The 14,089-nt window shown below is 64.4% G+C and carries 12 protein-coding genes; 8 read left to right on the top strand and 4 right to left on the bottom strand.

The features are described from left to right. The first annotated feature begins 1,331 nt into the window (after window positions 1–1,331). Together istA and istB are read left to right on the top strand one after the other, a co-directional pair. Complete coding sequence (gene istA, locus HMPREF0591_RS26070; protein ID WP_083802072.1) at window positions 1,332–2,852, top strand: IS21 family transposase; 1,521 nt, start codon at window positions 1,332–1,334, stop codon at window positions 2,850–2,852. After that, window positions 2,849–3,661: an IS21-like element helper ATPase IstB gene (istB, locus tag HMPREF0591_RS26075; protein WP_007171755.1), complete on the top strand. Its 813-nt coding sequence runs from the start codon at window positions 2,849–2,851 to the stop codon at window positions 3,659–3,661. The genes istA and istB overlap by 4 nt, the downstream gene beginning before the upstream one ends. A 417-nt stretch (window positions 3,662–4,078) precedes the next feature. Here istB and HMPREF0591_RS26080 read toward each other — a convergent pair whose 3' ends face one another. After that, a complete protein-coding gene (locus tag HMPREF0591_RS26080) occupies window positions 4,079–5,011 on the bottom strand; it encodes a LysR family transcriptional regulator (protein WP_007171757.1) in 933 nt (310 codons plus the stop codon). Window positions 5,012–5,114: 103 nt separating this feature from the next. Between HMPREF0591_RS26080 and HMPREF0591_RS32615 the strand changes: the two genes are divergently transcribed. Together HMPREF0591_RS32615 and HMPREF0591_RS26085 are read left to right on the top strand one after the other, a co-directional pair. Further along, window positions 5,115–5,561, top strand: coding sequence for a hypothetical protein (locus HMPREF0591_RS32615; protein ID WP_157137571.1), 447 nt, complete (start codon window positions 5,115–5,117; stop codon window positions 5,559–5,561). A 498-nt stretch (window positions 5,562–6,059) separates the two neighbouring features. Next, a complete protein-coding gene (locus HMPREF0591_RS26085; protein ID WP_007171759.1) occupies window positions 6,060–7,142 on the top strand; it encodes an IS110 family RNA-guided transposase in 1,083 nt (360 codons plus the stop codon). Between the two features lie 129 nt (window positions 7,143–7,271). Here HMPREF0591_RS26085 and HMPREF0591_RS26090 read toward each other — a convergent pair whose 3' ends face one another. Further along, window positions 7,272–8,312: a hypothetical protein gene (locus HMPREF0591_RS26090; protein ID WP_007171761.1), complete on the bottom strand. Its 1,041-nt coding sequence runs from the start codon at window positions 8,310–8,312 to the stop codon at window positions 7,272–7,274. Between the two features lie 153 nt (window positions 8,313–8,465). Between HMPREF0591_RS26090 and HMPREF0591_RS26095 the strand changes: the two genes are divergently transcribed. The 4 genes from HMPREF0591_RS26095 to HMPREF0591_RS26110 all read left to right on the top strand — a co-directional run bounded on the left by HMPREF0591_RS26095 (window position 8,466) and on the right by HMPREF0591_RS26110 (window position 11,260). Further along, a complete protein-coding gene (locus HMPREF0591_RS26095) occupies window positions 8,466–9,524 on the top strand; it encodes a hypothetical protein (RefSeq protein WP_007171762.1) in 1,059 nt (352 codons plus the stop codon). Window positions 9,525–9,851: 327 nt separating this feature from the next. Continuing rightward, on the top strand, window positions 9,852–10,307 hold the full coding sequence (locus HMPREF0591_RS26100) for a helix-turn-helix domain-containing protein (RefSeq protein ID WP_244269114.1): 456 nt from the start codon (window positions 9,852–9,854) through the stop codon (window positions 10,305–10,307). Continuing rightward, complete coding sequence (locus tag HMPREF0591_RS26105; RefSeq protein ID WP_007171764.1) at window positions 10,304–10,936, top strand: RES family NAD+ phosphorylase; 633 nt, start codon at window positions 10,304–10,306, stop codon at window positions 10,934–10,936. Before HMPREF0591_RS26100 ends, HMPREF0591_RS26105 begins: the two co-directional genes overlap by 4 nt. A gap of 108 nt (window positions 10,937–11,044) precedes the next feature. Further along, window positions 11,045–11,260, top strand: a complete 216-nt coding sequence (locus tag HMPREF0591_RS26110; protein ID WP_007171765.1) for a hypothetical protein — start codon at window positions 11,045–11,047, stop codon at window positions 11,258–11,260. Between the two features lie 27 nt (window positions 11,261–11,287). Here HMPREF0591_RS26110 and HMPREF0591_RS26115 read toward each other — a convergent pair whose 3' ends face one another. Both HMPREF0591_RS26115 and HMPREF0591_RS30460 read right to left on the bottom strand, forming a co-directional pair. Further along, the gene (locus tag HMPREF0591_RS26115; RefSeq protein WP_007171766.1) at window positions 11,288–13,315 is read right to left on the bottom strand and encodes a serine/threonine-protein kinase; all 2,028 of its coding nucleotides are present in this window, start codon (window positions 13,313–13,315) and stop codon (window positions 11,288–11,290) included. A 7-nt stretch (window positions 13,316–13,322) separates the two neighbouring features. Then, window positions 13,323–14,089 (bottom strand): DUF7373 family lipoprotein (locus tag HMPREF0591_RS30460; protein WP_007171767.1); only part of this gene is annotated, 767 nt, incomplete at its 5' end.

Here is a 14,089-nt window from a genome sequence, read left to right on the forward strand (position 1 = left end):
AGAACGACAACGGACACTTCGGCGGGCTATTGATTTTCTTGCCGGCGTCGGTCGGTGCGTCATCTGCACCACGGCTGTGCGGTGGATGCCGTATAGTCGCAGCATGCGCGGCCCATTGGCGTGCTCTAGTTGACCATAGATAAAATATCGGCGAATCATGTTGCGGTGCAAACTGATTGGTCGCAGCAAGGCTCTTAATCAGCTACCGGATAGCTGTTCGCTGTGGATCCGTGGCGTCGTCGGACGCACGTGTACGTAAACCGATGTGACTGATTTGGATAAAAGCAACTGTTTCTCAAGGTGATTGAGTCCCGTCAGCCTCGATTCGAGGCGCCACGAACACGGCGGCGCTGCCCATCGGGTGTGCCGAACTGGACGCACCCACGGCTGACCAGATTCACCATGCGTATCGCAGGATCTTCACTCACTCGGCGGATTTACCATATTGTGAGTATTACGTCACTGTGACGAATTGCGTTGTAGCCCGAGCAGGCGCTGCCGGGCGACATCGAGATAGTCGCGGTCGACCTCTGCGCATAAGCGGGGGTGGCGACCAGGGTCACGGTCGGCCCGATCGGGGTGCCAGGACGGCCCACTCCAGCAGCGGTTGATGCAGAGTAGGCCATCCACGCGGGCGTCGATCAATCGATACGTTCTACGCTTAGCGCCACAGCCGGCTGGCAAGGCATAACGGCTAAACTCGCCGCACTGAAGAGCTCGGCCGCCCGTTGGCCCGCCGAGTACTCATCCCATTCCCGCACCGCCCCCCTTTTCACCGGTGACAATGGGTGGCCGCGGCGGCGGCACCGAAGCGCTCCAGCTCGCGAGCTGGCCGCGGTTAACTTACGGGTAAGGCGAAGGCCTGCTTAGTCCGGAAAGTTCGGTTCGTCACCCCAAATCGCAGAAGGCGCGTGAGGTGCCGCTGCCGATCCTGCCCGCGGCGCCCGAATGCTCGGGCTGCTGATCCGTGCGCTGTGGGTGCTGCGGTAGACAACACGGCCCCCGACGATGGTGCCCGCGTAGTTGCCGTCAGGAGCAAAAACTCGATCGCCCTGGATCTCCCCGATGTACTGGCCCGATGAGGAGTAGAGCGAGGAACCGGAGACCTGGAGCGGTCTGCCGTTCTTTGTGTACAGCCGAGTCATGATGCCGGTTTAGCACGAAGGTTGTCCGTGGCGATGAAAAAGTACCCACTGGCGGCCAAGTAGAGGTATCCGTTTTTGGCCAGGTAAAGGTATCCACCCCGTGTTCGTCGTGTCGATCAGGAACTGCGGGCCCCGATGGTGACGGTGAAGGCGCCAACCAATCGCCATCACCACCGGGGAGTTCCATTGAAGTCTGCGAAGGACCGCATGGACATCATTTCTGCCTACCAACAGCTCGGGTCGTATAGGGCCGCCGCCGAGGAGTGTGGCACCACCCACCGCACCGTCAAGAAGGTCGTCGATAAGTTCGAGGCTGACCAGGCCGGTGTGTCGCCGCCGCCGCGGGCCGAACGGCCGCATAACTACGACTCGGTGGCCGATCTGGTCGCCGAACGCGTGGAGAAGTCGCACGGTCGGATTTCGGCCAAGCGGCTGCTCCCGAAGGCCCGAGCCGCCGGATACACGGGTTCTGACCGTAACTTTCGGCGGCTGGTCGCGGATGCGAAAGCGTTGTGGCGCAGCACTAATCACCGTGGCCGTCGTCCGGCGGTGTGGGAGCCGGGCGAGTATCTGGTGATCGACTGGGCCCAAGTCGCACCGGGGTTGTTCCTGTTCTGTGCGGTGCTGGCGTTCTCCCGGTGGCGGTTCGTGCGCTTCGCCACCGACGAGCGTGCCTCGACCACGTTGGCGTTGATCGCCGAAGCCCTGGCCGCCGCCGGCGGGGTCCCAGCGAGGGTGCTGGCCGACCGGATGGCCTGCCTCAAAGGCGGCGTGGTCGCCAACGTTGTCGTCCCCACCCCGGACTACGTACGTCTGGCCAGCCACTACGGGTTCGCCCCGGATTTCTGTCACGCCAGCGACCCACAGTCCAAGGGCATCGTGGAGAACCTGTGCGGGTACGCGCAGGACGATCTGGCTGTCCCGTTGTTGACCGAGGCCGCCGTCACCGGGAAGCCGATTACTCTGCGTGATGCCAACGCGGCGGCCGAAGCGTGGTGCGCGGAAGTGAACGCCGCGACCCATTCGGAGATCTGCGCGATCCCCGACGAACGGCTGATCGCCGAACGTGAACTGCTGCAACCACTCCCATCGCTGAGGTTGCAGATCGGGGCACCGTCGGTGCTGCGCAAGGTCGACCGCCTGTCCTGCATTCGGTACGGGTCGGCCCGCTACTCGGTGCCGATGAGGTTGATCGGCACCACGGTGGCCGTGGTCGTCGACCACGGCGCGATCTGTCTGCTGGAGCCCGCCACCGGGGTGATCGTGGCTGAACACGAACTCGTCGCACCCGGTGGTGTCTCGATCCTCGACGACCACTACGACGGCCCGCGGGCGGCCCCCAGTCGCGGACCGCGCCCGAAGACCACGGTCGAGAAGCAGTTCTGCGACCTCGGCGTCGACGCCCAGGCATTCCTCGTCGGTGCCGCGGCGATCGGCAACACCCGACTGGCCTCGGAGTTGGAGATCCTGCTCGCCCTCGGTGCCGCCCACGGCGCCGACGCCCTGGTCTGCGCGCTGCACCGGGCGGTGGCGTTCCGGAGGTTCCGTGCCGCCGACGTGCGCTCGATCCTCGCCGCCGGCACCGGCACACCACAACCCCGCCCTGCCGGCGACGCGCTGATCCTGGACCTACCGATCGCCCCAACCCGATCCCTGGACGCCTACAAGATCACACCGATCGTATCCGACGGCGAGGTGATCTCATGACCAAACCACCACCAGTCACCGATACCAAACCCATTGCACCACCATCGGTTCCACCACTGGCCGCCGATCTGGATGCCGGGCTGCGGCGGTTGAAGCTGGCCGCGGTGCGCCGCACCGCACCGGAGGTCTTGATCACCGCCAAGACCCAACGCTGGACCCCCGAGGAAGTCCTACGGACCCTGATCGAAACCGAGTTGGCGGCACGGGATGCCTCCAACGTCGTCAACCGGCTCAAAGCCGCGGCCTTCCCGGTCCCGAAGACGCTGGAATCGTTCGACGTGGCCGCCTCCTCGATCCAGCCGAAGACCTTCGACTACCTCGCCAATTTGGAATGGATTCGAGCGCAACAGAACCTGGCGATCATCGGCCCAGCCGGCACCGGTAAGTCCCACACTCTCATCGGGTTGGGGACCGCGGCCATCCACGCCGGACACAAGGTCCGCTACTTCACCGCCGCCGACCTCGTCGAAACCCTCTACCGCGGCCTGGCCGACAACACCGTCGGCAAGATCATCGAATCTCTGCTGCGAGTCGACCTGATCATCCTCGACGAACTCGGATTCGCACCCCTGGACGACACCGGTACCCAACTACTGTTCCGCCTCGTCGCCGGAGCCTACGAACGCCGCTCCCTGGCCATCGGATCGCACTGGCCCTTCGAGCAATGGGGCCGCTTCCTACCCGAACAGACCACCGCCGTCAGCATCCTCGACCGCCTGCTGCACCACGCCACCGTCGTCATCACCGACGGCGACTCCTACCGCATGAAAGACGCCCGACACCGAAAGGAGCAGCCCCAGCCAACTTAGGAACTACCGCACGGGGTGGATACTTCTATCTGGCCACCAGCGGATACTTCAACCTGGCCATTGACAAAGGTATGACAAGGCGCAGCGACGCGCTCTTCACATCCGTACGACACCTGGCGCGTCGCTCACCCGGATTGCAATCGCCGCGTCTGCTACCCCGGCTGAACCCAGCGGGTGAACACCTCGCGATCGACCCGCTTGAGCATGATCGGCACCTTGATCGGTCTGTCGGTCCGTCCGGGATGCGACTCCGGTGGACGCCGACTCAGCGCAGTCACCTTCGCTTTCGCGTTGCTCACCAGGTAGGTGGGATGTGCTCCGAATCCTCGTGCGCGAGGTCATTCGTCAACGGTGACGAATACCCGGCTTGAGGCACCTTGACTGGAGCGTGCGAGTAGCCCCCCGCTCAGCGAACCATCACGGCTGCAAGCTGAAGATGAGGGTCTGGTCATACACACTTCGTGCGTACGCCAACAGTGCACGAGAAGCCGGACTGCCAGGCGCGTCGCGCCAGGCAAGTGCCACTTGAGCTCGTAACGGAGGCTCGCCGATCGTGAAGCAGTGCAGGGCATCGACACTGGTGGCGAAGGAGGCCGGGAGGATCGCCAGACCCAACCCGTGGGCGGCCAATTCAGCTACAACTGCGGGATCGGACACCTCGAACCGTATGCGTGGTGTGAACCCGGCTTTCTTGCACGCGGCCTCGAATCGGGACCGAGTTCCCGCACCGGGCTGCAGGGTCACGATGTCGCGATCACGCAGCGCGTCAATATCAATATTGGCCAGGCCAACTAACGAATCGTCGGCGCAAACGGCGCCCGCTATTTCGTCGTCAACCAGGTCCTGATAAGCAAGGCCGCTCGGTCGGTCGCGTCCGCGTGAAACAATGGCAGCGTCCATGCTGCCCGTTAACAGCCGTTCCTCTAGGCTCAGCGAGTCGGCCTCGGTCAAGGTTATGTCGACGGCGGGGTAAGTACGGTGAAATCCTGCGAGCAATTCCGCAATATTGACTCGGCGCGAGCCGATACTGCCTATGACGAGGCGGCCTCGGACCAGTCCGACCATCTCGTCGATGACTAGTTGAGCCTCACGCACGGCGGCGAGCGCGGCGCGCGCATAGGGAAGCACTGCCTCACCCACCGCGGTCGGCCTCACGGTCGTGCCGGTGCGGTCCAGCAAGTCGCCTCCCCCCAATTCACGTTCCAGTCGGCGAATTTGGGCGCTGACTCCTGATTGCGCAACGTAGGCCTTCATCGCCGCCTTGGTGAAGCTGCCCTCGTCGACGACGGAAACGAAATATTCCAGGTGCCTCAGATCCGGGATCGATCGGCGGCGCTGACCTGCACTCATAACTCATGATGCTACCTCCGATCATATATAGATGTTGGACATATACCTTGAGCTCAGAGAGCCTATTAGGTGACCCTAAAAGCGCGAACCAAGGAAAAGCGAAATGACTAACAGCCCATCAACCGAGACCGGGATCTACGGCGTGTCGCCGAGCAACCTTCAGCAACAGCTCAAGAGTCGTACCCGACACCTTTGCACGCTCGCTGCCTTGCTTGTCTTGGCGTTAACGGTCGGATCAGCGGCAACCTTGATTGATGCTCCGCCCGCACAAGCTACCTGCAATAGTAATTGCTGCGGTGATATACCGGAGTGGTATCAGTTCTGCAAAAACCGCACTCCCGGCGGCACATTTTCGGACCAGACTCATTTCATTTACAAAGGCGCACCTGCGAATGCCTCAGGCGTCGACTGTAAGTACGACTATGCTGGTTTTGGAGGATTTGTTCCGCGAACGAAAGTTATCCACTATTCCTGGTCACAGGTTTGCAGCGACCTGCGTATCGGCAAGCGCGCAACCTGGGACGGCCACGTTGCGCATTGCAAGCCATGATTTCAGCTCTCAAATTCCGTTGCGTTGTCTCGGCAGTTTTCCGCGGAAAACTAGCCCCAAAGGCGAAGAAATCCCTGCTACTGCGCCAGCCGGCCGGGCGTACCTCGTCACGGGCTGAGGGTAGCGCCCAAGCACATTCTGTCTACCGACGGCGGGGGTGCGGAGTTACGCTGAGGCAGTCTTGATCGTTGCGCGCCTGGCTCGCGGTATTCCCTGCCAGCTATGGCTGCGCCAAGGACGAAGGTGCCACCGCGCAGCGTGACGGGCTGGCCGACGTGTCGGGACAGCGAGGGTGCGTCACTTACATCGAGGTGATCACCACTGCCGCGCCGCGGTGGTCGACAACCCAAACCCGATGCCCGGCTGTTCGTTGTCGTGCCGGTCCGCCCGGCTTTTCATAAAGGTGCCGACACCGGGTAGGGGCCGCCCCAACTGCCCGTCCCCGACCACCGTGGAGTGTCGCCGGGCTCATTCGGCGCTGTCAGGAAGGACCGGCGGATGCTTGTCATTGGTGTAGACGCACACAAGGCCACTCACACGCTGGTGGCGGCCGATGCCGTGGGCCGCAAACTCGCCGAATTCACCGTACGGGCCACCACCGACGGGCATCTGAAAGCCTTGGATTGGGCACGCCGTCGTTTCGGCAGCGACCTGGTGTGGGGCATCGAAGATTGCCGCAGCGTGACCTCGCGGCTCGAGCGGGACCTCCTGGGCGCAGGACAACGTGTCGTGCGGGTGCCACCGCACCTGATGGCCCGAACCCGTGCCTCGGCCCGGACGCCGGGGAAATCCGACCCGATCGACGCCCTGTCGGTCGCCCGAGCGGTGTTGCGCGAACCGGACCTGCCGGTGGCCAGCCATGATGTGATCTCGCGGGAATTGCAGTTGTTGGTCAACCGTCGTGAAGATCTTGTCGCCTTCCGCACCGCGGTGATCAACCGCCTGCTGTGGAGGGTGCATGAGCTCGACCCGTCGCACGCACCACCGACCGGCTCGATGCAGCGCTTCAAGCATCAGGAGGCTCTGCGGGACTGGCTGGCCACCCAACCGGGGCTTGTCGCCGAACTCGCCCGCGATGAGCTCGACGACGTCACTGCGCTCACCCAGCGAATCAACAGCCTGGAACGACGCATCACGGCGCAGGTTGAGGCGATACATTCCTCGCTGCTCGAGTTGCGTGGTTGTGCGGGGTTGACCGCGGCGAAAATCATTGGCGAGGTGGCTGTGGTGTCGCGGTTCCGCAATGAAGCCGCATTTGCTCGCCATGCCGGGGTGGCGCCGGTTCCGCACTGGTCGGGCGCGAAAGTTGTGCACCGCGGCGCTCGTCGGTCAGGCAATCGGCAGCTCAACGCCGCCCTGTACCGCATCGCGCTCCTACAAATCCAACACAACGGACCCAGCGAGGCCTACTACCGCAAACGCCGTGACGGCGGCGACTCACACGCCCAAGCAATGCGCCGAGTCGAACGCCGACTCGTCCGCAAAGTATTCGGCTGCCTACGCGACGATCACCGCAACCGCGCCGCTGCCCATAACCAAAGCGACACAACGGTATTCCTCAGTCCCGCGGCCGAGCCCTAGCCTAGCATAGCCGCCAGCTTCGCCGAGCGATGACCTCCACGGCAAACATAGTCGTCGCCTTGCTCACGCCCTCGGCATGGCTGCGCTCTCTTCGTCGCATCTCGACGCTCAGCGATCGTGCGGCTGGGTTCACTTGGTGGACTGACAGATTGCGAGTAGACCTTCTTGCTCGTCGAGCATCTGGGTAATCGTGTTCAAGTAAGCGTTCTGATCCCTGGCGACGACATCTGCTGGTGCGCTTGATGTTTTGTCGCGACCGATGTCTTCGAGCAGTGAGACCGCCTGACCGGACAGATCCGCCATCCGGCGCAGATGGCCACCGACGGGCCCGTTAGATGGTTGCCGCGCATAGCTGTGCAATTGGTCCGACCAAGCACGATATCGGTCAACATCACCGCGGTTCATCACCCCAAGCCATGCCCCGGTGATATCGGTGCGATAGCTGTCCGCAAGGGCGGCATTGGCGCTGCGGCAGTCCGGATCCGGCCGATCCGACAGGTATGCCATTGCGCCAACAGTGACTCCGACCACGACGAACAACGCGACCAGCGCCCAGATCCGTCGACTGGGCAGAGATGCCGAGCCCTCCAACTCGGTGGGTATCCCGCGGTCGCGTGCGGCTGCGCGCAAGGACTCGAGATGTTGTGTGAGGCGGCGCCGCCGATAGCCGAGCCACGTGTGATACGTCGTGAAGTACAGGACGAACCCGGCCCAGAAGATGCCATGCCGCACGTCATGGGTGACGAAGGCGAGGATCACCAACACAGCGAACAGAACAGGCACCACCCACACCACTTTTGAGGCCCCGCGCTGTGGCCGGCGGAGAGAGCGCAGGGCGAGGGCAGCCATCGTGGTAGCTGCGGCCAGTGCGCCCGAATCCGCAGGAATTTCGCCGCGGCGCCACGCTTTCCAGATCTGGGCCCGCTGCTCGCGGTCGAGCCCGACGATGGGCGTAACGAGGCGCTGCTGCAGCGGGGCTTGGACGTAGAGCATCGACGCAGAGATGATCATGCCGAATCCGGCGACCGCCAACCAACCCCGCAACGCACCAGTGGTGGTGAAAACCCTCGGGAACAGTAACGCCGCGATGGCGGCGAGTGTGGCCGCGGTGACTGCAGCACCTATCAGCCACCGCACCCACCATGGGGCGACAAGAAGGCGCAGCCACATGGGTTTTGAGTGTGCCAGACCCTACGGACAGTGGTGTTCGCCATCGGGAGAAGCGCCGCAGCGAGATCACCGCTGATCAGCGCCCGCCGAGGGAGGAAAATACTCCTATGACGACGACCAGGCGCGACACCTCGACTGTCAACGAGGGATCCCATGAGTCGGCGGCGTAGCGCGGCGCCGTGGGCGGCGACCAGTGTCCCCACCATCCGCCGCCAATGGTGCAACGCCTTTGAAGCCAGTGCAGACCTCTCATTCGACCAGTACAAGACTCCTCCGCCGCCCAACGCCTCGGCTCACGACATCGCAGCCGCGAAAAAGATTCAACGACTGATCGCAAGCTTCGCCGGCGCTGCCGCCACCATGCGTGCTGAAGCACAGGCCTTGCGCACCGCAGAGCTGTACTGGGTTGCGCGCGACATGGTCGACGTCGTCCTGGACGCAGCCGCCTCACTACCCGAATGGACTCCCGTGGCCGCATTGCCGGCGCCGACCGGCATGCTGTGCTGGACCAAATCGGCGGGCACCGTCCCGGCCGGTACGCCCATTCCCGAAGCGGTCGAAGCCGGACTCAACGACCCGGCATACATGCCCCAACGCCTTACCCCCGACGTCGCCACCATCATCGACGTGCCGTGGGACGGTGTGTGGTGGTGGAGCAGGCCCGACGGCTCACTCCAACTTGTGCCGTTCTCACGAGCAGAACAAAACGCCGAAGTCCTGCGACTGGCCCATACCACCTCCCCGGTATGGGGCGCGCAAACGATCATGGTCAAACCGGACGTCCCCCGCACCGACGAGGCCAACGGTTCCGAAACCGCGCACCCATTCATCAGCGCAGTCGGAGCGGCCTGGCTTCTCATGGCGCAGGCCAATGTCGCCGAGACCCGAACGATCGGACCGCCCCCGCCCGCTGGGCCGCAACCCGCCGACGCCCCCGACGACCACCCACCAGCCGCGCGGCCAGCACGCGAACCTTCGACGGTGACCATCGTCGAGCTCCGGCCGCGGGCGGCGGGCTCAGAGTCGGTTGGTGAGCCCGCCCGCACCTACACCCACCGCTTCCCAGTGTCTGGCCACTGGCGCCAACAGGCCTGGAGTCCCAACCACAGCTGGCGCAAGCCAAAATACATCGGCGACTACATCAAGGGCCCCAAAGGCGCCCCGCTCATCGCCCCTAAAGCGCGCGTTCACATCCTGCGCAAAGGTCGGTGACCGGAGAGCCAACCGCTCCCCCACCAGCGCCCAAGACCGGTTGGAAAGCTGTCGTGCAGGTCTCAAGGTCGGTGGCCTTCACGAGCTGGAGGTGCAGGTGTCGTGCTTGGCGCAGCGTGCCGGAGATGCCTTGGCTGCGTTCGAGCCACCATGCGCGCCCGCACAGTGACGCATACGCGTGCTATGATGTGCGTTATGAAAGGGTCGGCTGCTCCCGCTCTAGGCGCTCTACTCGCCAAACATCAAATCGGTCTCACCGTCGACGAGGTCCTGCACGAGCTTGACTCTGCATTTGCGGCAATCCCTGCAGCGGCCACCTTGTCGGCGGTGGAAGTGGACTTCCTCCGCGAGCACGCCGAACCCAGCACGGCGACGGCTATCGACCGATGGTCAGCTGACGACGAACGGCAGGCTCGGGCCCGCGTCGCGTTGCGCCAACTTACGAGTGCAGTCTCAGGATCCGTCAGCATCAAAGAAGCCGCCGTCCTCCTCGGCGTCGACCGGTCCCGCGTGTCACGACGGATCACCGGAAAACAGTTGTGGGCCTTCGACCTTCAGGGAACGCGGCGCATCCCCAAGTGGCAGTTCCTGGGTAATGAACTGCTTCCCGGGTTGGACTTGATCGTCCCGGCGATACCACCTGGCACCACCCCCGCGGTGCTCGATGTGTTCATGCATACCCCGCAGCCCGACTTTGACGGCCGAACACCGATCGAACACTTGGCCGCCGGCGGTGACGCCTCGTTGGTCGCCGGGTTCATCCGGGATCTCGGCCGCTGGTGAGCCCGCGCTCCACACCCAAGGTCCCCAAGACGCCCCCCCAGCAGCTCACCCGGCACGCTGACGACAGCATCAGTTACACCGGCACGCTGTGGCGGGTCCACCGCACCGAAGGCGAGTTCGTACTGCCCTGGAACAAGCTACGCACCTTCGGGCCGCTGCCCTCAATGCGCTGGGATCCGCATCCTGACGCTGAACCCCGCATGTGCGCAGAGGGCGTCCTATACGCGGCCGCCGATGTCACAACCAGCCTCGCGGAGGTCTACCAGACCACGCGCATGATCGACACCCGGGCCGGCGCTCCAACTCTGACCGCCTGGAAGCCCCAACGGAAACTACGTCTGCTCGACCTGTCGGGAACGTGGCTGCTGCGCAACGGTGCATCAGCTGCGCTGCTAGCTGCACCTCGCTCCATATGCCGGCGGTGGGCCCGCGCGATCTACACGACCTGGCCCGAACTCGACGGGCTATACGTCCCGTCGACGATGACTGGCCGCCCGAACATTGTGCTGTGGACTGCCGCCGCAAACTCGCTACCCGCGATGCCGTCGTTCTCCCGCCCACTCAACCACCCGCTCGTCTGGTCGATCACGCAAGCAGCAGCCTCTGAGATCGGCTACCGCATCCTGTGACTCGGCGGCTTGGCCGCCTATCGGCGTCCATCGCATCCCGTGTGATCGCGGCCTCGTTGTGGGTATGCCTAGATTCGTCGGACCGGTACGTAGCAGGGAGAACCGCCCATGGCCAATGTCTATGTCGAACCGCGACCCAAAGGCCGCGAAGGAGACGCGATCTCGCACTTCGTCGTTGAAGATCACGCCGATAGCGAGCTGCACCAGGCTTCGACCCAGCAAGAAGCTATCGCCTGGGCCAAACAGCACGGCCATTCGCCGCTGGTGGCTCGGGTCCGCCATCTCAGCGACAAGAAGAAGCCCGACCAGTGGAGGGCCGTTTAGCACTGCTCGTGCCTTGTCGGCAAAGCTTTAGTGGATTTGGTTGGCGAGTTTGGTGACCAGTGCGGTGTTGAGGTAGCTGGTGGCTGCGGGGCCACCGGTGGTGAGCGCGTTGATGGTGGCGGGGTCGTCGATGATGACCAGGGTGCCACCGAAACTGGTGTATTTGGCGGGCAGGCCGGCGTATCCCCCGCCCCCGGCTCCTGGGTCGCTGCGCAGTAGCAGCATGACGTCGCTGCGTTGAGCGATGTAGTCGACGTCGTTGATGTTGAACGGCACTTGCGCCGGCCCGCCGGGGCTGCGCTTGTAGTGAGTGTTGTACGTGAAGCCGATGCTTTCCAGGTAGCTGCTCGGTGGCGATGGTGTCGCGGCTGCGGTGGTGGTGGTGCCGGTGTAGTTGACCGCGACGACCGATTTGCCCTGGAAGCTGCGATGCTCGGAGCGGACGGTGTTCTGCTCCGATTGTGCTTTGTCGACCAGGGTTTTCGCGGCGTCGGCGCGGCCCAGGGCGGTGGCGATCCAGTTCAGTTGGGTCTGCCAGCTCCAGTCCTGGGAATTGTCGGCGGGCTGGGTGAGGGTGGGGGCGATCGCCGTCAACGCGTTGTAGGTGGGTTGGTCGATGTCGCCGGTGTCGATGATGAGGTCGGGTTTTGCCGCGGCGATCGCTGCGGGGTCGGCGGCGGCGAACACCGGTGGCGATGATTGGATGAGCGGTTGCAGCCAGCTGGGCACGGTGGCGCCGGCGGCGTTCATCAGGACCGGTTGGGCACCCAGCGACAGGACGGCATCGGGATCGCCGGGTCCTAGCGCGGCGATCGCCACCGGGCGGTGCTCGAGTTTGACGGCGCCGAATTTGGTGTTCAGCGTTTGGGGTTCATAGGGGCCCAGGCCCCCGCTGGGGTGGCCGAACAGGTGGATACCCACCACGACGCTGGCTGTAAGCAGTGCCGCAACCAGGACGGCTGCGGCCGCGATGAGGCGAGTGCGTTTGCGGCGCGCGGGTTGCGGCGTGGAATCCGGTCCGCCGGGCGAGGGTGGTGTGCCCGTGAAATGTTGGGGCACGCCATGGTTTACGGGCGCGGCTGCTCCGTGTGGGGCATAGGCCGGCCACGGTGGCGCGGAGCTCGCCCCGGGAGGTGGGGTTGGTGGGTAGGTCAGGGTGGGATTTGAGGGGTGGCTTCCCGGTATGCCGCTGGGGCCGGTCGTGGTCGGCGGCGCAGGATGATTGGTCAACGCGGCGGCGGTGGCGGCGGCCAGCGCCCCAGCGGTTTGGAAGCGTGCGGCGGGGTCTTTGGCCAGCGCGCGGGCGATCACGTCGTTGATCGCTGGCGGTAGGGCCGGGTTGACGTCGGTGGGCCGCGGGACGGGGCGCATCAGGTGTCCGGCCAGCATCGCCGACAAGGAGTTGTCCTCGTAGGGGGTGTGGCTGGTCAGCAGCCGAAACAGGGCGCAGCCCAGTGAGTAGATGTCGCTGCGGTGATCGGCCGGCCGGCCTTCGATCGTCTCGGGGGCGGCGTAGGCGGCGGTCCCGACCATCGAGCCCGTGGCGGTCAACGTGGTGGCCTCGTCGAGGGCGCGCGCAATCCCGAAGTCGGCCAACAACAGTCGTTCGTGGTCGCTGCCGGGCGCGGAGATCAAGAAGTTGCCGGGTTTGATGTCGCGGTGCAGCACCCGCCTGGAGTGGGCGTAGTCCAGGGCGGCGGCGACGTCGGTGATGATGCGCACGATGCGAGTCGGGGTGAGATTGGCGCGGTCCAGATCGTTGGCTGCAGTACCTTCGACGTACTCCATGGCGATCCACAGGTGCCCGTCGTCGGCTTCGCCGCGGTCATACACCCGCACGATGTTCGGGTGGTTCAAGGTGGCGGCCAGGTCGGCTTCGCGGGTGAATCGGACTCTAAATTGGCGGTCCACCGACAGTTCGGCGGACAGGATCTTCAACGCATCGCTGCGGGGCAGGGTGCGGTGGCGCGCCAGATAGACCGTGCCCATCCCCCCGGAGCCGAGCACACCTTCGATGCGGTATCCGGCGATGATCGTTCCGACAGCAAGTGGCATCAGCTGCTCATTTCCCGGTTAGCATGCGGTATTGGGCGGCCATCATTTGATGCAACGCATGCTCTTGTTCGTTTTGCATCTCGTAGGCGTAGCGCTCCGCGCGGGCCACGCACCAATAGCCCAAGGCTTCGTTGAAGCATTTCGCCTTGGGCATGCCGCTGACCCCCCCGACTTGGTGGGGCCCGGACATGTCCGCCACGATGCGCGCCGCTGCGCCGGCGTCGGGGGTCTGATAGACCCGGGTCTCGACGACGTAGGAGACCTGCTGCACGTTGGCCGATTTGAACAGCGCCGCGAGATGGACCGGGTCGCCGGTGGCCAGGTGTAGCGCCCCGTGGGCGTCATAGATGCCGTCGCTGATCGACTCGTTTTCGGGCCGGGGCGCCAGCGTGCGGGCCATCAGCCCGTCGGGATCCAGCGGCAGCTGGGCCAGCTGATCGCGGGCGGTGGGCTTGAACGTGTCGATCGCGGGCTGCTGCAAATCCAGGGTGGTGGCGATCAATTGTCCTGCTACATCGGCGTTGTCGGCCGATATCGCCGTCTGCGCGAGCACGTATTGGCCGTGGGCGCTCAACGCGGTCACCGAAAATCGGGGGGCGCCGGGGTCGGGGTAGAGCGCGGTCCAGTGGTAGGTCAGCGCGGCAATCCCGGGATGGCGTGGGATCGAAAACGGCTGCGTGGGAACGGGTTTATCGTCGAACGGCAACGTCAGCGCCGCGTCTTTGGCGGTCATGTCGGCGACTGCGGCGCTCGCATCAGCCGGGCTGGCTAGCT

Origin of the sequence: Mycobacterium parascrofulaceum ATCC BAA-614 (assembly GCF_000164135.1) — a bacterium.
In the GTDB taxonomy this organism is placed as follows: Bacteria; Actinomycetota; Actinomycetes; order Mycobacteriales; family Mycobacteriaceae; genus Mycobacterium; species Mycobacterium parascrofulaceum.